Here is a 26,612-nt window from a genome sequence, read left to right on the forward strand (position 1 = left end):
GGCAGGTCCCTGCACGAGCCAATCGGCAAAGTTCTGCCAGACCGTCTGGCCGCCGAAGAACTCGTCGGGCTTTTGATAGGCTTCACCGGCGCGGGCAGCGAGCAGCGAGCCCACGGCGCCACGTTCGGTCAGGATCTTCTGGTAGAAATCGAGGTCCTTGGCATAGATCTCATTGAGGAAGTCGATCGCCTCATCCTTCTCGGCGGAGGCTTCCAGCACATACCAGCTCGAACCGCCAAGGTTCGACGCAGCCGTCGCACCCTCGATATTGAGCTTCGGGATCGCGGTCAGCGCCCACTTGCCGGCCTGGTCGGCCTGCGACTTGACGGTGCCGGTAATCCAGACGCCCATCAGAACCGAGGCCACATCGCCCGAAGTCAGAGCGCTGATGCCGTCATTCCAGCCGCTGGTTGGCTTGGCAACGCCTTCGTTGACGATGCGGGCCTGGGTTTCGAGTGCGGCCTTCAGCGCAGCATTGCCGGTGATGTTGAGGCTGCCGTCCTCGTTGAAATACCACTGGCCGCCGGACTGCATCATGATGCGGATCAGGCCGCCGTCATTCGAGTCGAGCGCCATCATCTCATGGCCGGTCTTGGCCTTCACGTCCTTGCCGATCTCGATGAAGCGGTCCCAGGTCAGGTTCTCCATATCGGAGGCCTTGTAGCCGGCCTGCTCAAGATAATCAGTGCGATAGTAAAGGCCGGTCACGCCGGAATCGAAGGGAACGCCGTAGACCTGACCTTCGAGCGTCATCAGGTCGACCTTGTATTTGGCAAAGCCGGAATAGTCGATCTTGTCAGTCAGGGCGGCAAAGGAGCCGGGGAAGGACTGCAGATATTTCTGCGCGCCGTAGTCCTCAATCAGCACGATATCCGGCAGCGTGTCAGTCATGCCGGAAGCCAGACCCGTCTGCAGCTTCTGCTCGACATCGGCCTTGGCGAAGTCGACGATATTGAAGGTCGTGTCGGGGTTCTTCGCGGTATAGCGCGCCGCCGCTTCCTTCATGATTGCGACGTTGAAGTTCGGGTCCCAGCACCAGATGGTGACTTCGCCGGCAAAGGCGGCGGTGCTGCAGAGAAGTGCTGCGCCGGCGACGGTGGCCGAAATCGAGCGCTTGAATGCGCGAGAATAATCCATGTCTTCCTCCCATTGTGTCGTTGAACGCGGCAGCTCCATCCCCTGCCTCACGGTCACTATTCCTGAAAATCGGAAGACAGCCAAGAAAATTTTTACTAAATATTTTGTGCGCTGCGGTAAGTCACGAGGATCTCACAACCTTTCCACGAAGACTTAAGTGCGCACAGGCTTTCTCGCACTGCCGCGCCAGACCATTTCGGTCGGCAGGGTGACGTGCTTGGAATAGTCGCGCCCGTTCAGCCGCTCGACAAGCAGGTCGACAGCCACTTCGCCGATCAGCTCGCCGGGAATGCGCATGGTCGACAGCGGCGGGTTGAGAAATTGCGCAACAGGAATGTCGTTGAAGGCCACCACAGCGACATCATCCGGTATGGACATCCCGGCCTCCTGGATGGCCCTGTAGGTACCGATCGCCATATTGTCGTTCGCCGCAACGATGGCATCGGGAGGCGTATCGAGTGCGAGCAGCGATTTCGCCTGCTGGTAGCCGGTCTCAAGCCGGAGGTTCTGGCCGAAGCGCTCGCTCTGGCCAAGCGCCATGAGCTCGGGCTGGTAGCTCCCGCGCGCCTCGTGCCATTCGATGAAGGCCTTGCAGCGCTGCTCCCCATGCATCAGCGCATCATTGTCCATCAGTTCGTAGCCGCCGACAAAGCCGATCCGGCGATATCCCGCCTGTTCCAGACTGTCGAGGATAGTTGTCGTCGCCTCGCCCAGATCAGCGCGAACGCAGTCGAATTGCGGCATGCGCGGATTGTAGTCGGCCATGATCAGATGCGGACAGACCTTGGCCATCGCCTCGATCTCGGCCTTGGGATGATGCCCGACCACGATCGCTGCGGAGATACCCGTCAACAGCGCAAGATCGACGGGCACATCGGGATTGAACACCCGTGCGATCTCGATCTTGTACTCGCGGCAGCGGGCCTCGATGCCGAGCCGCACACCGACATAATAGGGATCGACCAGCTCCTCCTGCGGCGCCAGGAAGTGAACGATGGCGACATGCGCCGACACGTCCGCATGGCTGGCCATCGGAATATTGAGCGGAGGAAGATGAGCGCTCTTGCGCGCGCGTGGCGTCGCATAGTTCAGCGCTTCGGCCGTTTCGATGATCGCCTGCCGCTTGGCCTCGGAGACCGACAGCGTCTGGTCGTAGTTCAAGACACGGGAGACGGTCCCCGACGAAACGCCGACGGCCTTCGCGATTTCCTTGATCGTCACCACGGCGGCCTGTCCCTCCTCCACCTGTTTCCCAAGGAAACCAGTAAACCTCAGGAAAATATTTACTAGGCCACTGCGGAGATCGATACAAGCACTTCCTTGAAGACGGACCGGACCTATGCAGAGCGCCGTCCTGACGAGACACGACGACGTGGATTGCCGGGAAATCTTATCCGCCGTGAAGCCTTATCCTTGCGTCTCGCTGACAAAGGCTTCGATCTCGGCGAGACTGTCGAGACGGGTCACGTCGAAATCGGCAGCAGCCAGATCGATCCCGAAAGTCTCCTCGAGCAGCATCATCAGATGCGTGGCCGCGAGCGAATCCAGCCGTCCGCTGAAGAAGAGCGAATCCGTATCCAGAAGCGGCTGCCTGTCGCCGCGCTCTTCGAGCAGTCCCTGAACACGAGCACGGATGGATGCAATCTTGTCGACGGTCATGGCAGGTCAAACTCCAAACAGGCCAAACAGAAAGTGGAAGCGATCCGACAGCTGGCCTTCGAGCCACACGCTGTCGAAGATTTTCAGAAAGCAGAAGAACAGCGCCACATTGATCCGGGGCAGAACATCGTGACGCCAGAAGCCATCCGTCGGCGAGGTCTTGCGGCCCCAGATCTGCGAGATGATCAGGCCCGCCGAGAGCAGACCGACATAAAAGGCCAGCGTTGCAAAACGATCGAGTTCGTCGAACGGCGTCCCGTCTGCGAAGACATGGGAGACGAAGATCAGATGGTAGAGGAAATTGCCGAATCCGGCCGCACAGAAGGTCGCGAACGCGATCCGCAGGCGTGGCGATGTCTTGAACCAGCGCATGAAGGCCGGATAGAAGAAGAAATCGACCAGAACCTCTTTGAAGTAATAGTAGTAGCGGTTCCAGAACTCGGCGATCGAGCGGGATGCCAGCGGGTTCACGGTGTTGCGCGGAATATTGTAACCCATCATCCGCGCCACGGCGACAATCGCATGGCCCCAGGCCGCAATGATCAGCAGATCCACACCGTAGTTGACGATCAAACCTGCCCATTGCAGGCCAAGGGGCATGGCCGCAGTATCCTGCGGATTGAGGATCATGAAGCCGAGTTTCGGCACACCCAGCATCTCATGAAACAGTGTCGTGGCCGCAAGCGCAGTCCAGCTGAGAATGGCCGTCCAGACGGCGAGTTTCAGTGCCTTCAGACGCGTCACCGCCAGGGCGTCGTCATCCTTTGCTTCGAAGCGCTTGAGGAAGGACAGGCCCTTGCCGAACGGCGCGACGTCACCGCCCCAGACCGGACGCATGTAGAGCGCCCGCACGCCGTCCGGTGCTGCAGCCTTGGCCTTCAGGTCAACGGCCGCATAGGCGAGAAACCAGAAGCAGGATGCCCAGACAGCGAGGAAAGCCCAGAGCATGGCATGCCCGTAGTCCCCCGGCGGCACGAAGGCGGCAACAGCAAGCACCGCGAGGAAGCCGACAAGCTGCACCAACACAGGACGGCGGGACCAGATGCCGCTGCTCATGCGCTGGCCTGCGATCATGAGCTGCGCAAAACCGAGGAAAAGGACGACACCGAACACCTGGAGGGCGAGCGGAGGCACGGACACGCCGTTCCCGACCACCGCAGCCAAGTCGACGACAAGCGTGTTCATGTCAGCGGTTCGGAAGGGCCGGAGCAACAGGAAGACCAGGCTCGACGTGATCAGAATGGTGAGCCGGCGCTCTGGCCAGCGCGCGGCAGCAAGAAGGGTCAATCCGATCAGTGCAAGTGCCGACAGACTGATCTGCAGGCTCACGGCAAGAGCCGCGAGGAAAAGCCCGTGTATCAGAAGCAGCCCGCGGATGGTCCCGGCAAAGTTGCGCGCCGCTGGATTGGCGTCGATCGTCAACCAGGCACGCCGCCACTGCATGAGGCGGCTGAGCGGGCGAAGTGGCTCTTGCTCGAAAACGATGCTCAAGACGCGCCCCCTTCAAGGATGTCACGCAATGCGCGCCGATCCACCTTGCCGTTGATGTTGACGGGTAGCGTATCCTGGAGATGAATGGCTTCCGGGACCATGTAGCGCGGCAGCGACCGCAACATCTTCGCCTGGATCGATGCAGCCGTTTCATCGCTGCCGGCGACGAATCCGACCAGTCCGGTGGAAGCGCCATCGACATGAGGCCAGGCCACGACCGCAACGACCGTGCTGTCCGCCGCCAGCCGCAGATGCGCCTCGACCTCTTCCAGCTCGATCCGGTTACCCTTGACCTTGACCTGGTTATCCGTCCGGCCAAGATGGTGGTAGATGCCCTCGGCATCGCACAGGCCGAGGTCCCCCGTCAGGTACCAGCGCTCACCATTCATGTCGCGGAAACGGTCCGCCGTCTGTTCCGGCGACGCAAAATAGCCAATGCCGACTTGCGGCCCGCCCAGCACGATTTCTCCCGGCACACCCGGGGCCACCGGCTGCAGGTCAGGACCGAGGATGGCGATCTTGCCGTCGCTGAAGGGTGTGCCGATCGCCACCACCCCGCGCCCTGGCGTAAGCGGCATCTCGGCACCCACGCTTTGCCTGAGCATCACGACGGTGCATTCCGTCGGCCCATAGATGTTCTCGATGGCGCTGTTCGGCGCGGCAACCTTCCAGGCCTCGACCGTCACGCCCGGCAGCGGCTCGCCGCAAAAGACCGACAGACGAATCGTCTCGAACAGTCCGGGCTTCAGTGAACCCGCCGTACGCATCATGTTGACGATCGTCGGCACCGACATCCAAGCCGTGATGCCATGGCTGCGAATGAAATGCTGCGGTGCCGATAGCTCAAGCGCCGACATCACATGCAGTGCGGCGCCCGATTCCAGTGTCAGGAACAGATTGTGGACACTGAGGTCGAAGGTAAGGTCATGCGCTTCGGCGACCCGGTCTTCTTTCCCAAGCGTCGTCCATGGGCGCGCCTGCACCAGATAGGACGCAAGAGAAGCGGCCGAGATCACCACGCCCTTGGGAAGCCCGGTCGTGCCGGAGGTGAAGATGATATAGGCCTCATGATCCGGCCCCACTATCGCGGGTTCGCCAAGCGGCGGGTCAGTCAGGGCGTCGAGCGGCGTGATCGCGGCATCCGCCGTTGCCGGCATATCGGCCTGCTCCGGTCCGATGATGATGGCGGGCGCGGCAGCCAGCACCTCCGGCGTCAGAAGGCCGATCCCATTGCGATCGACGATCAGCGCATCGAGCTCGAGCAGCCCCAGCAGCGTGACCAGCCGCTCCGGCGGCCATTTCTGGTTAAGCGGCACATAGGTCGCACCCGCCATGCAGGCGCCGAGTATGCCGACATAACCCTCGAGGCTTCGGGTGGCGAAAATCCCGACGCGCCGTTGCTTCAAACGCGGCGCCAGATGGCCGGCGAGGCGCGCAACCTTTTGCGCGAGGGCCTCATAGGTAAACTCGCGCCGCGCAACGACCAGGGCAGTCGCACCGGGATGAGCATGCGCGCCTTGCCAGAAGGGTGCGGCGATGTTGAAGTTTTCATGCGTTGTTTGCACTGGAACACCGTTCAAGATTAAGCCCGTGTCACTGACGTTTGTTATTCTGCCGGCGTTGATCGTTACCCTTCCGCGCACAGCTAGAAGTCGGCGGCAACCATGAGCGCCGAGGCCGCCGCAGCCGAGCCGACGGCCATCGAGAGCCAGGGTCGCTTCTGCGCGACATCGATGGTGAAAAGATTGAGCGGAAACAGGTGCTGATGTGGCTGTGGCGTCGCGCCCTGACGGGGTGCCGGCAGATACCACTCGTCATCGAACCATTGCCAATCGTCCGCCCAGGTCCAGCAATCATGCCTCTTGTAGACAGAGGCCACCTCTTCCGCGAATGCCTTGTTGGTCGGCAGACGGATCGGCTGTCCGGGAGATGTCTGGAAGTATCGCATCGCCAGAGGCAGAGACCGATTGGTGCAATAATTCGACATCCAGAGATTGAAGCCGATCTCATCCCTCAGCCCTTGGAGCACGCGGAAGAGCTGGACATGTTCCTCGTGTCCATATTCGCCCCAGGGATTGTGTGTGAAAACATTCATGCCCGGACGCAGGCGCTCCCGCAGCAAGGTTTGTATCTTCACGAAGTTGTTCTGATAGGCCGTCAGCACACTATATTCGGCCACGCGCCGCTCACCCATGCCGACCTTGCCAAGCGCGAGGCGCGACATGCGCGTCAGTTCCCGTCGCTGGCTTTCGAAGCTGAGGACGAGACCATCCGGGCTTTCTCGCGGGTCATCCCAATTTGCGCAGCCAGCCGCACCGGATTCCGCGATATTCAGGCAGCTGACGCCCGCGCGGGGAAAATCGGCAAGAGCGGCAGCTCGCTTTTCGCCGAGCCCCGGCTGGGCCCAGAAATCCCTGTAGACGACGATCACCTCATCGACGTCGTGCAGAATGGCATTGAACCACAGCAGTTCATCGTCCGGATGCGCTGCAACGATGACCGAATTCTCGAGGAATGCTGGGCGCGCGTTCATCCATTGTCCTCCCCGGATGTCTGGCGGCGGGCAAAAGGTGTCGTGGTTGTGGCAGCAGAAGCCTCGCGCCACCGCTCGCGCCAACGCATCGCGGCCAGCGCCAATGCGCCGCGCACGGTCGGCGTATGCGTCAACACATGAAGGGGGGTGGCCACCGTGCCGAAATCTGCCTTGAAGGGCTCATCGCCAATGGTGAAGTCGAAGATCTCGCCACCGGCCTCGATCCAGTCGCCGATCATCCCATCATAGAGCAGAAGACCCGGCGAATGACGCCCATGGGCCTGGTAATCGCAGCCGATCAGCAGGTAGTGGAGCCGTCCGCCAAACGCGAGACAGAAGGTATAACCGATCGCCTCGCCGCCCAGTTCGAGCGCATAGACGCGGGCAAAACCTGCCTGCTCCCCGGATTGCGCAACGGCGCTGTAGAAGGCTCGCGCTGCGGGCGCGGCAATCACGTCCTGCTCGAAACGGCCCTCGCGCAGCTGAGCCAGCCGCTCCATCGCATGAGCGATCGCCTGCTCTCCCTGAACGACAACAAGCCTTGCCCCTTCCGTCTTGAAGAAGCGCTTGCGTTTGCGGGCAAGATAGCGTGCGAAACTGTCGGTCAGCGCCTGCTCTCGCCAATGCTCTACCGACGCTACGAGCGAAGTGGCATGGGCGGAAAATCCAAGTGTCTTCGTGCTTCCCGGCAGGAACGCCTGCCAGAGGGCCAGATGCTCATCGCGGATCGGCTTCACCCGCAAGATGTCATGTGATGGAAAGGCAGCGGCAACACAGGCGCGAACCGCAGCATGATCATGCTGTCGCTCCCACCAGTCAGGATCAACCAGCGGCGCCGCGTAGTCACTGACGCCGAGATCCGCACTTTCAAGGATCGTTACGCCGGAGAGCTTCCGGGCTATCATCGGCAGAACGAAACACGGAGGCTTGCCGGGTCCCGGCCGTCCCACGAGCGTCACGCCTTGCGCGCCCCGCGACGGGGCAAGATGACGGTGGAAAGCCTGGAGCCAGAGCGGATGCTGGAAAGCCGACGCATTCGAGCGCGCATGCAGGGCCGCATAGTCAGCGGACTGGAAGAAGGCTTCCGTCACGGCCTCGACGACGAACGACGTTTCTGCCCCCGCATCGGCGTGGCCTGCCTCAGTCAGACGTGGATCGCTTGCAATAACCATGCACCGATCCCTACCAAACAGCCACGAAAGGCAGATTAACGGCAAGCGAACGTTCGGAATTATCGTGAATCTTAAGTAAAATGCGCCTCTCTTTGCAAAGCAAAGGGACGATGTAGCATGACAGATACGGCCGGAAGGGAATGATCAGGCAAACGCTCTTTGAGACACCGGTGCGGCCCCCAAGCAATAGCTGGAGAGACACCATACTCGAAGACGAGGCGAGCGCCCCTCTCTGGTAGTCTTGGCCGACGATACAATCGCGACTTGCCGGGGCCCGCAATTCTGCGTACTCCGATCACCATAACGGATGCGGGAATACCGGAATGGCTGCCAGTATCAGGACGATCGCGAAGGTTGCCGAAACGTCGGTATCATCAGTCTCGCGCGTCCTGAACAACAGTGGCTATGTCTCGCCAGAGGTGCGCCAGCGCGTCGAAGCCGCGATCAGGGACCTCAACTATGCGCCCAGCAAGGGCGCTCGCATGCTGCGCGGCGAAGCGAGCCGAATGATCGGCCTGATGCTGCCCTCCATCGATGTCCCCTTCTTCGGCATTCTTGCAAACACCATCGAGCGCGAACTTTTCGAACGCGGCTACCACACCCTGATCTGCAGTTCGGCGGAAAACGAAGAGCACGAGGCACGCTATGTCGCGATGCTGCGCGCACAAAGAGTGGAGGGTGTCATTGTCGCCAGCGCCTATGGCGGCACGGCACATCTCCAGCCGCTGGTTGGTTCCGGAATCCCGGTCATCGCGATCGACCGCGAACTCGTCGGCATATCAGACGATACCGTGATGGCCGATCATGTGGAAGGCGGACGCATGATGACCCGGCACCTTGTGGATCTCGGCCATCAGAAGATCGCGGTCGTCGGGGCGCCGGGACACAGCCAGCCGATCCGGCTTCGCATGCAAGGCATTCGGGCCGTGCTGCGCGAACATGGACTTGCACCGGCCATCGAAGCGATCGGCGAGGATCACAGCTTCGCCGCCACCTACGCGCTGGCGCAATCCGTTCTGCAAGATCACACCGACATCACCGCGATCATCGGAACCACGGACATCGCAGCCATTGCAGCGATCCACGCCGTCCGCGACAGCGGCCGCATCGTGCCGGACGATTGCTCCGTTATCGGCTTCGACGACCTGCCGGAGGCAGCCTATGTCCTGCCACGGCTGACAACGGTCGCCCAGCCGATCCGCGCGGTCGCACTCGAAGCGACCCGCAGGCTCGAAGAGCGCCTGCAGGACCACAGGCAGGATCTGGAACGCCGGCCCGCCTCGCTCACGCGCATGCCCGTTGACCTCATCATCCGGGAATCGACCGGGCCGGCCCCTGCAGACATCTGATTGCAGTCGTTCAGATTTCGGCGAGCAGGACCGACATGTCGGGTATGCCGTCGGTAGCAGTCGCGCCGCCGAGACAATGGACGGCCGCGCGATGGGCGACAGCCGAAATGGTCTGGATCGGCCAGCCCTCGTGCAGACCGTAGAGCACCGCCGCGCAGAAGGCATCTCCGGCCCCCACGGGGCTGACGATGGCGGCCGGATCGACGGCAAGTGCAGGCGTGACAACCGGGGCCTTGTCGGGCGAAAGCCAGATGGAGAGCTCCGGCGCATGAATGACGACGCCTTGCGCCACCCCGCCGTCCAGAAGCCGCTGACCAGCCTCTTCCACAGCTGACAGCAGCAGAGTGCCCGACTTGTCGCGGACGGCCACACCCGTTGCGCGTCCGGCTTCGGTCTCGTTGACGATCACATAATCGCAATGGGGTAGTGCAACGGCGACCTGATCGGCAAAGGCAGGGTCCTCGCTGGAGACGAAATCGACGCAAGTCGTCAGCCCCGCTTCGCGTGCCGCCTTCAAAAGCCGCGCCGCCCCGGAAGAGCCGCTTGCATCCTTCCGGTCGAGAGCCGGCAGGAGCATGAGATAGCCAAGATAGAAGATCCTGTGTCCTCTGGCTGCAAAGGCAGCAGGGTCGATAAGATCGTCCGTCAGCAGGTCGTTGGAGCCGCCGTGATAGAAGAAGGTGCGGCTTTGGCCGGGCACGTTCATGACATGGGTATGTGCAGTCGCCTGGCCATCAAGAACACGGAGACCGGCAACATCGATACCGAGGGCCGCGTGACGATCCCGGACATAGGCGCCGTCCCGATCGTCCCCCACCGCACCCGCCACCGAAAGTCGTCCCTTGAACCCAAGCGAAGCAAGGTCGGTCACCACATTGGCCGCACCGCCGCCGACGCCCATGTCCTGGTGCAGAATATGCGCGAGGCTGCCCTGTTCCGGCCAGTAGGACAGGGTGTGGATACGATCGACGATAAAGTTGCCGACGCAGACGATGCCACCAGCCGTTCCGGTGTCGTGTCTGATTTGAACCTCCTCCCCGGCTCTCATCAGACAGTCCCCTCGTTCCAGAGAGGTCTCAGCGGTGGCTCATCCTCCTCGATCTCGGCGAAACGGCCGATGGGTTCGAGGAAATAGTTGTCGGTCCTGTCGTCGTTGACCTGGCTGACCTCGCCGACCAGCACCGGGCCCTTGCCCTTCGTGCCATAGAAGCGGTGATAGAGACCCGTAGGGATCGTTACGCTCTGGCCAGCATGCAGGACAAGAGGCTCCCAGGTCTGGAGACGCTGCTCGATGCCGTCGACAAGGACAGAGACCTCGGATTCGGTGACCTTGCCCGTCGCATCAGCCGCACAGAATTCGATGACGAGATCGCCACCCGCCCGGTTGATGATGTCTTCCTGCTTCGCCTTGTGCAGATGGGCCGGGGTCAACTGGCCTTCCTGGATGAAGAGCAGCTTCTCCGCATAGCTGCGCTCGCCCTCCATGCCGAGGATGCCGTTGCGCAGGCAAAAGAGCACGAGCCCCTGCTCGACAAAGCGGCCGGAGCCAAAGTCGGTAACGTCCCAGCCGAGCTGTCGGCTGGCCAGATAGCGCGAGGCCTCGGGATGGGCTGCAAAGTCGGCAGCGCCCCATTGCCCCCAGACAGGCAGGGACCAGCGCCAGGTCTCGAGCATCCCGATGGCAAACCGCAGGGCTTCGTTGATCTCGGAGCGTCGCATGGTCCCACCTCAATCGTAGTCGACAGAAACGACCCGGTTTTCCAGACCGGATTGCAGCGCGGCCGTCAGCACGGCGTGATGGGCAGCCGCTTCCGCGGGGCTTGCACAGGGGAAGCCATTCGCAGTGCCACCCGCCAATTCGTCGACGAAGGCCGCCCACATTTGCTGGATCGCATCGGCGAAGCCGAATTCGAAGATCTTGCCTGTGATGGCGGGGAAGACAGAGCCATAGCCAAGGTCTTCCGTGTTCCAGGACTGGGTGCTGCCCTGGTAATCCATCCACTGCCACTGGCGCGGCTGCTTGGTCGAGAAGAAGGCGCTCTTCTTCATGCCGAGGATGCGGATGTACCAGGTGTTGGATTCGCCCGGTGCGATGCGCCATGTCTTGAAAACCAGAGGGAAATCCTGGTCAGCGGTGCGCACGCGGCTGCTGATAGTCGCATTGTCCCAGGTGGTGCAGGGTACCCTGTTGCCCTTGCCATCCGGCCGCTCGGTGATCCGCTTGACGAGGTTGGCATGCAACGTTTCCGGCCGCCAGCCAAGCCTCAAGGGAACATGCAGCACATGCATGCCCAGATCCCCCATGCAGCCATAGGCGCCGTTGACATGCTCCATGCGCTTCCAGTTGATCGGCTTGTTGGGATCGATGTCGGAAGAATGCAGAAAGCCGGCTTCGACTTCGAGAATGTCGCCCATCTCGCCACTCGCCGCCATAGCAATGACCTTCTGCGCGCCGGGGAAGAAAGGCATTTCCGATGAGCAGCGGACGATGCTTTCCGGATGCTCGGCAAGAACGGCCATGATCGCCCTGTTCTGCGCCAGGTCCATCCCGAAGGGCTTTTCACCCAGCAGATGTTTTCCTGCCTTGATGATGTCGGTGTAAAACTCGGCGTGCAGCACATGCGGAACGGCGCAGTAGATGGCGTCGACCTCCGGATTGGCGAGAAGTTCGCGGTAGTCAGTGGTTGCCTGTCGAACGGAGGGAACGTGGGTCTGGAACCACGCCATCAGCTCCGTGTTGGTGTCACAGACGGCGACGATTTCCGGCCTCGCCTTGGCGTCAGTCAGATGCATCCAGCGGGCTGCAGCGCTGGCAAATTCGCGCCCCATCAGGCCGCAGCCGATGACGCCGAAACGAAAGGTCTTCATGGGGTCCTCCTCCCGTCACGCAATCTCAGGCGAGATGGCGCGACGCTTCCTCTGCCGTTACGCCGTCATGCACGATCGCCATCAGCGCCCGCGTCATGCCGCCCGGATTGGCATGCTGGATGACATTGCGGCCGTAGACGATGCCGCGGGCTCCCTGTTCCATCAGCACCCTGGTACGCGATAGAATTTCCTCATCGGAGACCCTGCCCCCGCCGCGCGCGAGCACCGGCAGCCCCTGAGCGATCTCGATCACCCGATGGTATTCTGCCACGTCGTCACAGGGGTCGGCCTTGATGATGTCCGCGCCGAGTTCGGCAGCCTGGCGGACCAGCGGCAGGATCTTGTCGATCGCGCCATCGACCATATAGGCGCCCTTGGAATTGTCCTGCATCACCAGCGGCTCGACCATCAGCGGCATGCCGTAGATCTCGCATTCGCGCTTCAGGCTGTTCACGTTGCGCACGCAGGCCCGATAGACCTCCGGCTGGTTCGGCAGCATCAGCAGATTGACCACGACGCAGGCTGCATCAAGCGCGATTGCCTGTTCGACCGGGCGGTCGATGACTTCCGAGAAGAGGGCGCTTGGAAGCGGATTGCCGTAGATGTTCGCGATGTCGGTGCGCAGCACCAGGGCTGGGCGGGCCTTGCCAGGGATCGATTGCAGCATGGGGGCGGTGCCCGGCGGCAGCTGGATTGCGTCGGGGGCCGCCGCAGCGATGACCTCGATGGCTTTGCGCATGTTCTCGATACCGGCGAGAAACGTGCGTTCATTGAACATGCCGTGATCGATGGCCACGTCGAAGCAGTTTCCAGACGTGCCGAAAAGGCGGTTCAACCGCGCCTGTTTCATCGTTATCTCCTCCCGATGTGGTAACGTTTCCACACAGGCTAGTAGCGCGCCCAAAGCGTGTCAACGGAAATGATGGGAACGGTCCTATCAGCGAGGCAAGCACAAAGATGCCGCCCCGGAACACCGAGGCGGCTTCAATCAGCCGACAATGTCATCAACCGCTTCGAGACGTTCCCGGGGGCCGCGTTGCCGCCGCCCCACAAAGATGCTCAAGCCTTGGCGAGAGCGCCCCCGTTCGGTCCCGCCACTCTTTGCGCATGAGGCCAGGCGGAGTGATCAAGATCGAGATCCGGAAACGCCGTCGGCTCAAAGACCGGCCGCTCCACACCGGCCTTCAGCTGCGAGCGGAAATCGTCGAGGATCCGCAAGGCGACGGGGAAGAGCATCAGGATTACGGTGAGGTTGACCACCGCGAGCACGCCCATCAGCGGGTCGGAGAAGAAGAAGACCGCCGTTGCGCCTGGAGCCGTTGCCCCCAGGAAGACGACGATGACGATGGCAAACCTCAGCACATGCAAGGCGCCCGGCCGTGCGGTCATGACCTTCAGGGCCGTCTCACCGAGATAGTAGTTGTAGATGATCGAACTGAAGGCAAAGAGCAGGATGGCGAAAGTCAGGAAATACTGCGACCACTCGCCGACCTGGCTGACCAGCGATTGCTGGGTGAGCACGATGCCGTCGATGCCTTCCACGCCCGGCTGATAGACGGGGCTGAGCAGGATTATGAAGGCCGTGCAGGTGCAGATCACGATGGTGTCGATGAACACCGAGAAGGACTGGGTGATACCCTGGCTGATAGGGTGGCGGACATCGGCCGTCGCCGCAACGTTCGGGGTGGATCCGAGGCCGGCCTCGTTGGAGAACAGCCCACGGCGAAGTCCTTGCGCCAGGGCAGCGCCGAAGCCGCCGCCGACGACCTCTTCCAGGCCAAAGGCATTGGCAATGATCGACCAGATGACGCCCGGAATCTCCGTGATGTTGGACAGGATGACCAGCAGTGTCAGGCCGATATAGATGAAGGCCATGATCGGAATGATCACGTCGGCGACCTTCGCGATACGGCGGATGCCGCCATAGACGATGAAGCCGGTGATGATCGCAAGACCAATGCCGCTCCAGACACGCTCGACGCCGAGGCTGTCATAGACGGCACCGGCAAAGGTATTGCCCTGGAAGGCGTTGAAACCGAAGGCGAAGGCCAGCATCAGGCACACGGCATAGACCACGGCCAGCCATTTGTGCTTCGCGCCGAGCCCATAGATGATGTAGCCGGCAGGCCCGCCCTGATAGGTGCCGTCACCGTTGGAACGCTTGTAAAGCTGGGCAAGCGTCGATTCGACGAGGCTCGTCGCCATGCCGATGACCGCAATCGCCCACATCCAGAAGACCGCACCCGGCCCTCCGAGCGTGATCGCGACCGCAACACCTGCAATGTTACCGCCACCGACGCGTCCACCGACCGACACGAGCAGAGCCTCACGTGCGCTGATCGCATTCGGATCGCCGGTCTGGTTCTTGGCGAACAGCACGCGAAACATTCGCTTGAAGAACCTGACCTGCACGAACCCAGTCATCACCGTGATGAACACACCGAAGACAACGAGCATGGGGATCAAAGCCCATCCCCATGTGAGATCCTCGACCAGTCCGAAAAATCCGGTGATGATATCCATGCGTCTACTCCTCAAAGACCATAATAAAGATAGATGGCGTAGCAGGACGCCAAGCCCACGATGATGTTCATCGGCAAGCCGATCTTGACGAAATCGCTGAAGCGGTAGTTCCCGGCGCCATAGACCAGTGTGTTCGTCTGATAGCCGATCGGCGTGGCGAAGCTTGCACTTGCACCAAACATGACCGCCACCACAAGGGCCCTGGGATCAATACCCAATTGCTGACCGAGACCGATGACGATTGGCGTCAAGATGACGGCCACCGCGTTGTTGGTCACGCATTCGGTGAGCGTCGACGACAGCGTGTAGACCAGAAGCACCAGCACAAAGGGAGAGACGGTCGACATCAGCGGCATTGCCGTTTCAACAACCAGTGCAACGGCTCCGGTTTCCTGCAATCCCTGCCCCACAATCAGCATCGCAAAGATCAGGATCAGAATACCACCTTCGATCGAGCCCCAGGCTTCATCGGCGTCGATACAGCGCAAGATCAAGATAGCCGGCACGGCGATCATCGCCAGGATGCCGATGTCCATGACATTGAATGCAGCAAGCAGCACCACAAGACCGAGAGCAAGCAACGCCAAAGGCGCCTTGGTCGGCCTGAAGGCACGGGCGGACGAACGCGTGACGGATATCAGCTCATTCTGCTGCGAGAGTTCGTCCAGCGCTTCGGCGGTACCCTCGATGAGCAGCTTGTCTGCCGGCCGAAGACGGACATTGGCAAGGTCCGGACCCGGCACATGCCGGTGTCGGTGGGCACCGATGATGCGCACGCCGAAACGGCGGCCAAGGGTCAGACTGGAAAGACGCGTCCGATTGCCGTAGCGGCCGGGGGCAACGACCGCCTCGACGACGATGACCTCGCCCTTGGGCGCGGCTCCGCGTCTTTGACCGACACGCAACCCTTCCTTATCGTTCAGAGTCAAGAGATCGGTCGATCTGGCGAGAATGATCAGCCCATCGCCCTTCTTCAGGGTCATGGTCTCGACATCCTTGCGGATCACCTCGCCATTGGCATGCAGGCCGACGATGCGCAGGCCCGGCTGCTTGAATTCCGCAATTTCGCCGATCGGTTTTTCGGTGAAGGGACCATCTGCGAGCACGGTGATTTCCGAGAGAAATTCGGCGTCGTCCTGGTCATCCAGCTCGCCACCTTCCTCGCGGCGATCCGGCAAAAGAAACTTTCCGAGCACGAGCATGGTGAGCATGCCCGTTACGACTGCCGCGAGACCGATCGGCGTGATTTCGAAAAGCGAAAAGGGCTCGAGGCCCTGCCCGCGCGCGACACCATCGACGAGCAGGTTGGTAGACGTGCCGATCAGCGTCAAGGTTCCGCCCAGGATAGCGGCATAGGACACGGGAATGAGAAGCCTTGTCGCGGCAATGTCGAGCGAGGCGGCGAGCCGGATCACGATCGGGATCAGGACAAGGACTACCGGCGTGTTGTTCATGAAAGCCGACGCGACAAGTGCCGTCAGCAGGAACACGGCAAGCGCCAGCCGTGGCCGTTTCTTCGATCGTTCGAGAACCACGGCCGCCACCCGTTCCAGGACACCCGTGCGCACCAGAGCCCCGGTGAGAACGAACATCGCTCCGATCGTCAGCGGCGCGGAATTCGAAAACACCGCCATCGCCTTGTCGGTCGGCACGAAGCCGAGCACGATGAAGACTGCCGCACCGGCGGATGCGGTCACCTCTGCGGGATACTTCTCCCAGACGAACAGACCAAACAGCAAGATCACCAGACCCAGAGAGATCTGAGCCTCGTAGCCCGAGAAGAATTGCATCATGTTATTTCGAAAAGCCCCCGACTGACCGCGGGAATAAACGCGCGACACGCGATCTGGCTCCACCGGCTCGCAAAAATATCGAAGGCGAAGTGACCCACTGCACTTTGCACGTGCCACGTGCAATCCATAGCTCGATCTCCTCGCCTGCCCCGCCACTATCCGATCGTTTTTGCCCGCCCCAGCATATAGGCCTCGGCGAATGCCATGTGTTCGGCCGCGATCGCGCGCGCATCCTCCGTCCGTCCGTCCTTCATGGCCGCCATGAGCCGGTACTGGTAGGAGAGCCCCTCCTCCCGCGAGCTGGGCGCCGGGTCGGCATAGATCTGCCTCGCTAGCGGCAGATCGCGCAACAGATTGTGCATCAGGCCGCAGAGAAACCCGAGAAGCGGGTTGGGACAGAACTGAGCCAGTTGCGAGTGGAAATCGAGTTCAGCGACGCGTTGACGATATTGATCGTCAGGATCGACCGGAGGGTGATCGTAGAGGCGGATCGTCCGTTCGAGCAGCGCCAGTTGCTGGCCCGAAATCAGGCCCGCAAGCGAGGCGGCAACCTCAGGCTCCAGCGCCTTGCGGATTGCATAGATGTCGGAGAGGGTGGGCGTATTGAAGAAGAAGTGGGTGGACAAGAGCTCCATGGCGTGCCGGGCGGAGGGAGCGGCGACGAAGGCACCGCCGCCGGGGCCGCTGCGTGTAAAGATCAGGCCCTGGGTTTCCAGCGCCTTCATCGCCTCGCGCACCGTACCCTTGGCGGCCTTGAAGCGGTCCATCAACTCGCGCTCCTGCGGTAGACGATCGCCGGGCTGAAGCCCTTGCAAACGGATGAAGTCCTTCATCAGATCGGCGATGGCGTCAGGTCGGCGCTTCGGCTTTCCCGCCGGGGTAAACAGGCGCTTACCGTCTTCGCTGCCTGTCTTCGCCCTCTCCTCAGTATCCGTCATCGCGCGTCATTCTCTCCTGATGCGAGGCGCACTGGCCACGAGCCGCCTTGTATAGGCGTGTTCAGGATCGGCAAAAAGCCTTGCAGCGGGTGCAAGCTCGACAATCTCACCGAAATACATGACTGCAACGCGGTCACAGATTGCCTCGACAACGGCAAGGTCATGACTGATGAACAGATAGGACAAGTTAAACCGCGCTTTGAGATCGCTGAGAAGCAGCAGCACCTGTGCCTGCACACCTACGTCGAGTGCGCTCACCGGCTCGTCGAACACCAGGATCTCCGCTTCTGCAGCGAGTGCCCGGGCGATCGCGATCCGTTGTGCTTGCCCGCCGGAAAATTCGTGCGGATAGCGCGAGAGCGTGTTTTCCGGCATCTGCACCGCGTCCAGCAATTCCTTCATCCGTTCGCGGCGCCGGGGCGCCTCGTATCTGCAGAGCAGCTTGAGCGGCGTGTCGAGGATGTTTCTGATCGTCTTGCGCGGGTTCAGCGAAGCAACCGGATCCTGAAAGACATACTGGATCGTCTTGCCAAAGGCCCGCGGCCCTTCCCGCCGAAGCGCCTCCGCATCCTTGCCCCCGATCAGCATACTGCCGGAGGTCGGCGTCTCGAGCCCGACCAGCATGCGGGCAAGCGTGCTCTTTCCCGATCCGCTTTCCCCGACGACGGCAAGCGTTTCACCGCGCATAAGATCCAGCGACACGGATTTCACGGCCCTGACCTCGTGCCGTTCCTTGCCGAACAGGCTGCGCCCGCCACCGAAGGACTTGGTGAGCTCACGGACCTGGATCGCAGACTTCGTCATGACGCCTCCGCGTTCTGCTTAGGGAAGAGCCTGGCGACACGCTCCAGGAATTGCGCCCCGGTCCCGAGCTCGGGCACGCAGGCGATCAGCCTCTTCGTGTAGTTATGCTGCGGGTTGGTGAGAACCGTGCTCGTTTCTCCGGTCTCGACGATCTCGCCGTCCTTCATCACCGCGACGCGGTCACAGATCTCCGACACGACGCCGAAATCATGGGTGATGAAGAGAAGCGCCATCCCGCGCTCTCGCTGCAGATCACGCAAGAGTTCCAGAATGCGGGCCTGCACGGTGACGTCGAGAGCGGTCGTCGGCTCATCGGCGATGATCACATCGGGATCGTTGGCAAGCGCCATGGCAATGCCGATACGCTGGCGCTGGCCGCCCGAAAGCTGATGCGGATAGTGTTTCGCCCTTTCCCGGGCCTCCGGTATGCCAACCTTTTCAAGCAGCGCAATCGCCCGTTCACGGCGCTCACGTGTGCCGAGTGACTGATGCGCGGCGATCGCTTCCTCGACTTGCCGTCCGACGGGATACATGGGGTGCAGGGTGGTCAGGGGATCCTGAAATACATAGGCGACGCGGCTGCCACGCAGGGAGATCAATCGTGTCTGCGGCATCGCCAGCACGTCTTCATTGCCCACATAGATGGCGCCACTCTGGATGATGCCCGGTGGGGAAGCAACGAGCCCCATCACAGATAGTGCCGTAACGCTCTTCCCCGATCCGCTTTCACCGATCAGCCCGAGGCATTCGCCGCGCTTCACATGCAGGGAAACCCCACGCACGGCCGGAATGATGTCGTCTCCGCTGCGGAAACCGGTCTCGAGACCTTCGATGGAAAGAGCAGCGTCCTGGGCTGAGTTCTCCGGAACGCTTCGATCGGTCGCAATTTCCGTGACAGGCCCCGGGCGCGCAAGCGCGCCGGAGCGCAGGCGCGGATCAAGAACGTCGCGAATGCCATCACCCAGCACATTCAGGCTGATGACGATGAGGAAGATCATGATGCCCGGCACGATCGACACATGCGGAGCGGTGAAGAGCTGCGCCCGCCCCTCGCCCAGCATCGACCCGAGATCGGCTTGGGGCGGCTGCGCGCCCAGACCGAGGAAGCTGAGGCCCGCCGTCTCCAGGATCATCCAGCCGGCCGTCGTCGACATCGTGATGACGATGACCGGCGCCACGTTCGGCAACACCTCGGTGAACATGACGGACAGGTGCCCCTTGCCGGAAAGGCGCGCAGCATCGACGAATTCGCGATGGGCGTATCCGAGCGTCACGCCGCGCACATTGCGCGCGAAAAAGGGGATGTTGACGATGGCGATGGCATAGAGCGCGTTCATCAGGCCCGGCCCGAGCGCGGCAACGATCGCCAGCGCCAGCAGGATGTAGGGAAAGGCCATCAGCATGTCGATGCCACGCATGATGGCATTGTCCGTGCGTCCACCGACATAGCCAGCGACAATGCCGATGACCGACCCGATCAGCGCGGCGATCAGCGTCGCCGTGAAGCCGACCGTGACGGACAGACGCGCGCCCCACAAAAGCCGGCTCAGGATATCGCGGCCAAGCTGATCCGTACCGAGAAGATGCCCGGCCGTCAGAACCGGCTTCAGCCGTTCTGCCGGCGCGGTGGCATCGGGATCGGGCAGAGGCAAGATCGGCACAAGCAGGATCAGGAGAGCGATCAACCCGATCAGCACGAGACCTGCCGCCGCGAGACGGTTGTTGAGAAGCAGCCGCCAGGATGTGATCCGGCTGGAAGCGACTTTGGGCTGGGCAACTTCGGATACGGTACTCACGTGCGGATCCTCGGGTCGAGCATGGATTGGAGAACGTCGGCGACGAGGTTGAAGAGCACGTAGCTCGCGGCAACGACGAGCACACCGCCCTGGACCAGCAGGATGTCGCGACTTGAAATGGCCTTCACCAGCATGGCCCCGACACCCGGCCACTGGAACACGGTCTCGATATAGACGGCGCCGCCGAGCACGAAGCCGGACTGGATGCCGATCACCGGAATGATGCTGACCAGTGCCGATCGAAACGCGTGACCATAGATGACCCGCCGTTCCGATAGTCCCTTGGCACGGGCTGTACGGACAAAGTCCTGCCGAAGCACTTCCAGCATGGCGCCCCGCGTCAGACGCGCGATCACGCCTGCCGCGACGACCGACAGCGTGACGGCGGGCAGCACCAGATGAAGCAGAAGGTCCTTGATGTCCCCTCCCCCATAGACGGCATACATGCCCGAGGCCGGCAGCATGCGCCACTTGACCGCGAAGAGGTAGATGAGAAGGAGCCCCAGCCAGAAGGATGGCATGGAGATCCCGGCCAGCACGAAGAAGGTGATCGCGCGGTCCGCCCATCCGAATTGCCGGACAGCCGAGACAACACCGGCGAAAAGGCCGATGACCGTGCACAAGACGAGAGAGACGCCGGCAAGGATGAGGGTCGCGCCGAAACGCTCGAGGACCTCGTCCAGCACGGGTCGGTTCAGGGCATAGGAGCGGCCGAAATCACCCTGCAGCACATTGCCGATCCAGACCAGGTATTGCTGAAACAGAGGCTGATCGAGACCGAGGTCGCGATTGATCCGCTCGACATTTTCAGGCGTTGCATAGGCGCCAAGAATGGCGGTCGCCGTATCCCCGGGAATGAGGGCCATCACCAGGAAGACGATGATCGACAGGCCGAACAGCACGGGCACGAGCGCGATCAGACGTTTGAGAATATAGGCCGACATCGCAACCTCCGGGAACGTTCAAGGCTGACGCCGGCGAGCGGATTACCCGCTGGCGTCAGTCGCAGGAGGATTACTGCTTCGTCACACCGTGCAGGTTGAGAAGAAAGGAGGGCTGAAGCTTGAAGCCTTGGACAGCAGCCGTCGTGACCGCGTTCTGCTTCCAGTTGGCAACAAACAGCCAGGGCGCATCGTCATGCACGATTTGCTGGACCTGGGCGTAAAGCTTGCCGCGTTCAGCCTGATCCGTCGATGTGCGCGCCTTCTCCAGCAAAGCGTCGACCTCAGGATTGGAATAGTAGCCCGAGTTGAAACCTCCCTTATCCGGCATCGCATCGCTGCGCAGCGTGAGATAGGGCACGGTGTCGGGATCATTCGTCATCCAGGCCATTTCGGCCATATCAGCCTGACCGTCGAGACCTTGGTTCACGCGACCGAGGAAGGTATTCCACTCATAGGTCTCGATCTTGACGTTGAAGCCGACAGCCTGCAGATCGGCCTGAATGGCTGCGCCCATCGTCACCGGATCGAGCATGCCCGAGCCGCCTTCAGTGACATAGAATGTCAGTTCCGGCGCCTCGACACCTGCCTCGGCAAGCAAGGCCTTGGCCTTCTCTGGATCGTAGGCATAGGGCTCGACCGAGCTTTCCACCCAGTTGAAGGCAGGCGGAATCGGTCCAGCGGCCACTGTTGCCGTGCCCTGGAGCACATCGTTGACCAGCGTCTCCTTGTTGACGGCGTAGTTGGCGGCCTGACGAACGCGCTTGTCGGCGAACGGACCGCTCTTCGTGTTCAGGATGCCGAACCAGACATGCGGCCCCGCCTGCTCGGCGACAGAGAACGCGGCATCCTGCTGGAAGGTCGTGAGATTGTCCGGCGGCACCTCGACCATCACGTCGATGCCTCCGGAAAGCATTTCGGCAACACGCGTGTTTGCATCTGTCACGGGTCGAAAGACGACGGCTTCGAGGGCCGGAGCCTCACCCCAGTAGTCCGGGTTGCGCTCGACGACCACACGTTGGTTGGACAGCCATTCGGCGAACTTGAAGGGTCCGGTACCAGAGGGGTTCCGGCCATAGTCGGCGCCATGCTGCTCCACCGCAGCCGGAGAAACGATCAGCCCCGTGGGATAGGCGAGATTGGACAGGAAGGGCGCAAAAGCCTCGCTCAGCTTGAACTCGACAGTCTGGCTGTCAATCACGTTGACGGCCTCGACAGAGGCGAAGTTGAACGACAAGGGGAAGGGGCCGGTATTGTAGAAAGGATGGTCCTCTTTCAGCATCCGGTCGAAGTTGAACTTGACGGCCTCGGCGGTGAAGTCCGAACCGTCGTGAAACTTCACCCCCTGACGCAGCTTGAACGTATAGGTCTTGCCATCCTCCGAGATGTCCCAGCTCTCGGCGAGCGCCGGCTCGATCTCCAGCGTCCCGTCCTTGAAGCGCACAAGACCCTCATAGACATTCACCAGAATGCGGAAATCATTGGTGGCAGTGACCGTATGCGGATCGAGAGACTTGGGCTCGGCGATCTGCCCGACGACGAGGACATTGGGCGGGGTCTGCGCGCTCGCCGGTTGGGCGGCGATCATGGCGACACTCAAGGCGGCAGCGGCAAATGCGCTCCGGAACAGCCTCTTCATGGGGAAATCCTTTCGATTTGGCATCCTTTATGTGCGCTATTAATTCACATAGATAACTCGAATGCAATAATTTATCATGATAGATATCAACCACAGGATTTCTCGCAGGCACACCAATGCAGCGAGCACCAGCCCCCATCACGCGTCGGGTTTCGTCAGTGAACGGAAATTTCGGCTAAAGCCTTGATGGGGTCGGACGCGGCTGCACGAGGATCGCGCGGAAATCGTTGACGTTGGTCAGGGTGGGGCCGGTGACAACCTGCGCGTCCAACGCTGCGAAGAACGAATGGGCGTCATTTCGTTGCAGAGCGACCTCTGGGTCGCAACGCAGTTCGGCAGCCTTCTTCAGAAGTTCGGGACCGATGACGGCGCCGGCGACTTCGGCGGCACCATCGACGCCATCCGTGTCGCAAGCGAGCGCATGGATACCTGCGGCGCCATCCAGAGCCAGCGCAAGCGCCAGACAGAACTCGGCATTGGGCCCGCCAATGCCGTCGCCGCGCCGGGTGACCGTCAGTTCGCCGCCGGAGAGGAGAAGGATCGGCGGATCCCCGGCACGCAGGGAGTGCTGCAAGGTTATAGCCTCTTTCGCCTGGGCCTCGGCCACCAGCCTCGCCTCGCCTTCCAGGGCATCGCCGAAAATGCGAACATCGCAACCCGCCTCTCGGGCGAGTTCCGCAGCCGCCTCCAGCGATTGCCGGGGCGCGGCATAGATAACGTTGCGCACGCGGGCGAGGCGCGGATCGCCGGGTCTGACGACCCCGGAGCCCCGTGCCAATGCCTCGCGAACCCCGCCAGGAAGCGCTATCTTCCATTGATCGATCACGGCCAGAGCGTCGTCCGGGCTCGACGGATCGCCAACGGTCGGACCGGAGCCAATGAAGGCCGGATCGTCTCCCGGCACATCCGAGATCACCAAGGCGAAGAGCTGAGCCGGCCAGGCTGCGGCGGCCAATTGCCCACCCTTCACCCGGCTGAGATGTTTTCGAACAGTGTTCATCCGGTCGATCGGAGCGCCTGACGCGAGCAGCGCCTGATTGACCGCCTGCTTTTCGGCAAGCGAGACGCCCGGCACCGGCTGGACCAGCAGCGCCGAGGCTCCGCCCGAGATCAGCGCCAGCACGAAATCACCTTCGCCGGCACTTTCGACCAGATCCAACAGACGCGCCGTCGCCTTCAGGCCTGCTTCGTCGGGAACCGGATGGGCCGCCTCGACGATCTCGATGCCATGACATGGCCTGCCATAACCATAACGCGTGATGACGAGGCCTTCACAGGGACCCCAGACCGCCTCGACCGCTTCCGCCATCCGCGCACTCGCCTTGCCAGCTCCGACGACGATCACCCGACCCTTCGGCTTTTCAGGCAGAAAATCCTTGAGCGTCCGCATCGGATCCGCCACCTCGACGGCACGGTCGAACAGCTGGCGCAGGAAAAATTCTGGTCTTTCGATCATGCACTTGGCCTCTCCCGAAGGCATTCGCGAACAGGCGGCCCTGTGACCTCGCCATCGTAGTTTGCCGACGCACCGCGAAAAGTACGCCAGTTCCGAGGCGGCGATGCTATCCTCAAACTCGACAGGATCGCAACGCTCCGCCTTCCATAGGCGGCACCCGAACGTGGTGAAGTTCCCGAGATCAGCGCGGCGCAGTGCTGCAGGATGGTGCGTTGTTCAGCCTCTGGGCACCCCAACTGCGGCACCCTCACACGGGGAGCAAAGGCGCGCCCGACATCGATGCCGCGCGCGCCCTCTAGCGGTCCGAGATCAAAAATCGGCGGGCAGATGTCCGATCAGCTTGTCCAGCGTAACCGGATAGTCGCGGATACGAGCACCCGTGGCGTTGTAGATGGCATTCGCAATCGCCGCGGATACGCCGCACAGCCCCAGTTCGCCGACACCCTTGGCCTTCATCGGTGACGACATCGGATCGGTTTCGTCGAGGAAGATCACCTCTTGGCTTGGGATATCGGCATGCACGGGCACTTCATATCCGGCGAGATCGTGGTTGACAAAAAAGCCTCGGCTCGTGTCGACGATAAGCTCCTCCGAAAGCGCGGCCCCAATGCCCATGGTCATCGCACCGATCACCTGGCTCCGCGCGGTAATCGGGTTGAGAATGCGGCCGGCGGCGCAAACGGCCAACATACGGCGAACTCGGCATTCTCCGGTGACGATATCCACACCCACTTCGACGAAGTGCGCGCCGAAGGTCGATTGCTGATGGGTCTTGGAGAGATCACCCCATTCGATCGTGTCCTCGCCGACCAGAGCATCAGCACCGACAGCATCCGACAGCGGGATCGCATGATTGCCCGAGCGAACCTGACCGCCTTCGAAGCGAACGTCCTGAGCATTGAGACCGAGTTTCTTGACGACGGCCTCGCGCAGCTTGACGCAGGCGGCATAGACGCCAGCCGTCGAACAATTGGCACCGAACTGACCGCCGGAGCCGGCGGATACCGGAAAGCTGGAATCGCCGAGCCGGACGTCGACATCCTCCAACGTTACCCCCATCATTTCGGCTGCGGTCTGCGCAATGATGGTGTAACTGCCCGTGCCGATGTCGGTCATGTCAGTCTCGACGGTAATCCGACCATTGCTTTCGAGGCGGACCCGGGCACCGGACTCAACCAGCAAGTTGTCGCGATAGGCTGCGGCAACCCCGGTTCCGACAAGCCAGTTGCCGTCGCGCCGCGCTCCAGGCTTTCCTCGGTCGCTCCAGCCGAAGCGTTCCGTACCGAGGCGCAGACAACCGATCAGGTCGCGTTTCGAGAAGGGGCGATCCGGGTTTTCCGGATCGACCTGCGTGTCGTTGATGACCCTGAAGTCGACAGGATCGATGCCGAGCTTTTCGGCCATCTCGTCCATGGCAATTTCGAGTGCCATCAGACCCGGCGCTTCGCCCGGCGCGCGCATCGCATTGCCCTCGGGCAGGTCGAGCATCGCCAGGCGCATGGAGGTCATGCGGTTTTCGCCCGCATAGAGAAGTCGCGTCTGGTTGACCGCCGTTTCGAGGCTTCCCTCCGGCAAGTTGCCAGACCAGCTCTCATGTGCAATCGCCTCGATCTTTCCATGGGTATCGGCACCGATCCGGACACGCTGGATCGTCGCCGGCCGATGGGTGGTATTGTTCATGATCACCGGCCTCGGCAGGGAGACCTTGACCGCGCATCGAGCAGCCTTGGCACCCAGCGCGGCAAGCACCGCATCCGCCCTGAGAAACAGCTTGCCGCCGAAGCCTCCGCCGATGAAGGGTGACATCAGCCGGATCTTCTCCTTGTCCATGCCAAGGAAGGTCGCAAGATCCGTCCGCCACCAGTCGATCATCTGGCTCGAGGTACAGATCTTCAGTTCATCACCGTCCCAGACTGCCATCGAGGCATGCGGCTCCATCGCCGCATGCGACTGGTCCGGCGTGCTGTAATCGGCATCAAGCGTCACAGGCGAGCGAGCATAGGCTTCATCGAACTCGCCGAAGGCAGTGTCGGGCGTCTCATCTTCCGAAGGCTTTTCTGCCGTTTTCATGGCCTCGGACAGGTCGAAAGCCCCCTCCTCGCGCTCGTAGGAAACGTCGATCAGCGAAGCCGCTGCCCGCGCCTGTTCGAATGTCTCGGCAACGACAAGCGCGATTGCCTGATGATAATGCTGCACGACATCTCCGCCAAAGAGCGTTGCCGTATTGTGCTCACCCTTCTCGCGCTTTCCGACGTCAAGTGTGGTGACCACGGCAATGACGCCAGGTGCCTGCCGGGCGCTCTCGCTGTCGATCTTAATGATGCGCCCTTTGGCGATGCCGGCAGCCACCGGATAGCCATAGGCGATCTTGAGACCGAGATCCCAGTGCTCATAGGCATAGGTGGCGCCACCCGTCGTCTTGAGCTCGCCGTCGATCCGGTGCGTCGGCCGGCCGATCACCTTCAGATTGTCGATGGGATTGGTCGTTTCTGGCCTGTCGAACTTCATGAGCT

General features: G+C 61.6%; 21 protein-coding genes. 1 reads left to right on the plus strand and 20 read right to left on the minus strand.

The genetic code is table 11. The features are described from left to right. From IP85_RS09890 to IP85_RS09920, 7 genes are all read right to left on the minus strand, one after another. The coding region (locus tag IP85_RS09890; protein WP_054149584.1) for an extracellular solute-binding protein at positions 1–1,137 on the minus strand (1,137 nt) is incomplete at its 3' end. 153 nt (positions 1,138–1,290) lie between these two features. Further along, positions 1,291–2,382, minus strand: a complete 1,092-nt coding sequence (locus tag IP85_RS09895) for a LacI family DNA-binding transcriptional regulator (protein ID WP_236759268.1) — start codon at positions 2,380–2,382, stop codon at positions 1,291–1,293. Between the two features lie 162 nt (positions 2,383–2,544). After that, complete coding sequence (locus tag IP85_RS09900; protein WP_054149523.1) at positions 2,545–2,796, minus strand: acyl carrier protein; 252 nt, start codon at positions 2,794–2,796, stop codon at positions 2,545–2,547. Between the two features lie 6 nt (positions 2,797–2,802). Next, positions 2,803–4,287: a hypothetical protein gene (locus tag IP85_RS09905; RefSeq protein WP_054149524.1), complete on the minus strand. Its 1,485-nt coding sequence runs from the start codon at positions 4,285–4,287 to the stop codon at positions 2,803–2,805. Next, positions 4,284–5,852 carry an AMP-binding protein gene (locus IP85_RS09910; protein WP_054149525.1) on the minus strand — a complete coding sequence of 523 codons (1,569 nt, stop codon included), beginning with the start codon at positions 5,850–5,852 and terminating at the stop codon, positions 4,284–4,286. The genes IP85_RS09905 and IP85_RS09910 overlap by 4 nt, the downstream gene beginning before the upstream one ends. Positions 5,853–5,932: 80 nt before the next feature. Further along, complete coding sequence (locus IP85_RS09915; RefSeq protein ID WP_054149526.1) at positions 5,933–6,820, minus strand: hypothetical protein; 888 nt, start codon at positions 6,818–6,820, stop codon at positions 5,933–5,935. Further along, positions 6,817–7,992 (minus strand): GNAT family N-acetyltransferase, encoded by a 1,176-nt coding sequence (locus IP85_RS09920; protein ID WP_054149527.1) that lies wholly within the window; start codon positions 7,990–7,992, stop codon positions 6,817–6,819. The genes IP85_RS09915 and IP85_RS09920 overlap by 4 nt, the downstream gene beginning before the upstream one ends. A gap of 323 nt (positions 7,993–8,315) precedes the next feature. Between IP85_RS09920 and IP85_RS09925 the strand changes: the two genes are divergently transcribed. Beyond that, positions 8,316–9,341, plus strand: coding sequence for a LacI family DNA-binding transcriptional regulator (locus IP85_RS09925; protein ID WP_054149528.1), 1,026 nt, complete (start codon positions 8,316–8,318; stop codon positions 9,339–9,341). Between the two features lie 10 nt (positions 9,342–9,351). On the opposite strand, the gene IP85_RS09930 is transcribed toward IP85_RS09925, so the two are convergent. The 13 genes from IP85_RS09930 to paoC form a co-directional block, all read right to left on the minus strand. After that, the gene (locus tag IP85_RS09930; protein ID WP_054149529.1) at positions 9,352–10,389 is read right to left on the minus strand and encodes a carbohydrate kinase family protein; all 1,038 of its coding nucleotides are present in this window, start codon (positions 10,387–10,389) and stop codon (positions 9,352–9,354) included. Continuing rightward, positions 10,389–11,060 carry a D-lyxose/D-mannose family sugar isomerase gene (locus tag IP85_RS09935; protein WP_054149530.1) on the minus strand — a complete coding sequence of 224 codons (672 nt, stop codon included), beginning with the start codon at positions 11,058–11,060 and terminating at the stop codon, positions 10,389–10,391. The genes IP85_RS09930 and IP85_RS09935 overlap by 1 nt, the downstream gene beginning before the upstream one ends. Before the next feature lie 9 nt (positions 11,061–11,069). After that, the gene (locus IP85_RS09940; protein ID WP_054149531.1) at positions 11,070–12,209 is read right to left on the minus strand and encodes a Gfo/Idh/MocA family oxidoreductase; all 1,140 of its coding nucleotides are present in this window, start codon (positions 12,207–12,209) and stop codon (positions 11,070–11,072) included. Positions 12,210–12,234: 25 nt separating this feature from the next. After that, on the minus strand, positions 12,235–13,059 hold the full coding sequence (locus IP85_RS09945) for an aldolase (RefSeq protein ID WP_054149532.1): 825 nt from the start codon (positions 13,057–13,059) through the stop codon (positions 12,235–12,237). Positions 13,060–13,268: 209 nt separating this feature from the next. Then, positions 13,269–14,732 carry an alanine/glycine:cation symporter family protein gene (locus tag IP85_RS09950; RefSeq protein ID WP_054149533.1) on the minus strand — a complete coding sequence of 488 codons (1,464 nt, stop codon included), beginning with the start codon at positions 14,730–14,732 and terminating at the stop codon, positions 13,269–13,271. Positions 14,733–14,743: 11 nt separating this feature from the next. Beyond that, positions 14,744–16,525, minus strand: coding sequence for an SLC13 family permease (locus tag IP85_RS09955; protein WP_054149534.1), 1,782 nt, complete (start codon positions 16,523–16,525; stop codon positions 14,744–14,746). 155 nt (positions 16,526–16,680) lie between these two features. Next, positions 16,681–17,463, minus strand: coding sequence for an FCD domain-containing protein (locus tag IP85_RS09960; RefSeq protein ID WP_054149535.1), 783 nt, complete (start codon positions 17,461–17,463; stop codon positions 16,681–16,683). A gap of 6 nt (positions 17,464–17,469) precedes the next feature. Beyond that, entirely contained in the window at positions 17,470–18,267 is a 798-nt protein-coding gene (locus tag IP85_RS09965; protein ID WP_054149536.1) for an ATP-binding cassette domain-containing protein, read from the minus strand. Further along, a complete protein-coding gene (locus IP85_RS09970) occupies positions 18,264–20,063 on the minus strand; it encodes a dipeptide/oligopeptide/nickel ABC transporter permease/ATP-binding protein (protein ID WP_054149537.1) in 1,800 nt (599 codons plus the stop codon). The genes IP85_RS09965 and IP85_RS09970 overlap by 4 nt, the downstream gene beginning before the upstream one ends. Then, positions 20,060–21,007: an ABC transporter permease gene (locus tag IP85_RS09975; protein ID WP_054149538.1), complete on the minus strand. Its 948-nt coding sequence runs from the start codon at positions 21,005–21,007 to the stop codon at positions 20,060–20,062. Before IP85_RS09975 ends, IP85_RS09970 begins: the two co-directional genes overlap by 4 nt. 70 nt (positions 21,008–21,077) lie before the next feature. Further along, positions 21,078–22,643 (minus strand): ABC transporter substrate-binding protein, encoded by a 1,566-nt coding sequence (locus IP85_RS09980; protein WP_054149539.1) that lies wholly within the window; start codon positions 22,641–22,643, stop codon positions 21,078–21,080. A gap of 175 nt (positions 22,644–22,818) precedes the next feature. After that, complete coding sequence (locus IP85_RS09985) at positions 22,819–24,099, minus strand: glycerate kinase (RefSeq protein WP_054149540.1); 1,281 nt, start codon at positions 24,097–24,099, stop codon at positions 22,819–22,821. Between the two features lie 309 nt (positions 24,100–24,408). Beyond that, positions 24,409–26,607, minus strand: a complete 2,199-nt coding sequence (gene paoC, locus IP85_RS09990; protein ID WP_054149541.1) for an aldehyde oxidoreductase molybdenum-binding subunit PaoC — start codon at positions 26,605–26,607, stop codon at positions 24,409–24,411. Positions 26,608–26,612 lie beyond the last annotated feature (5 nt).

It is taken from the genome of Rhizobium sp. AAP116 (genome assembly GCF_001295785.1).
Taxonomy (GTDB): domain Bacteria; phylum Pseudomonadota; class Alphaproteobacteria; order Rhizobiales; family Rhizobiaceae; genus Allorhizobium.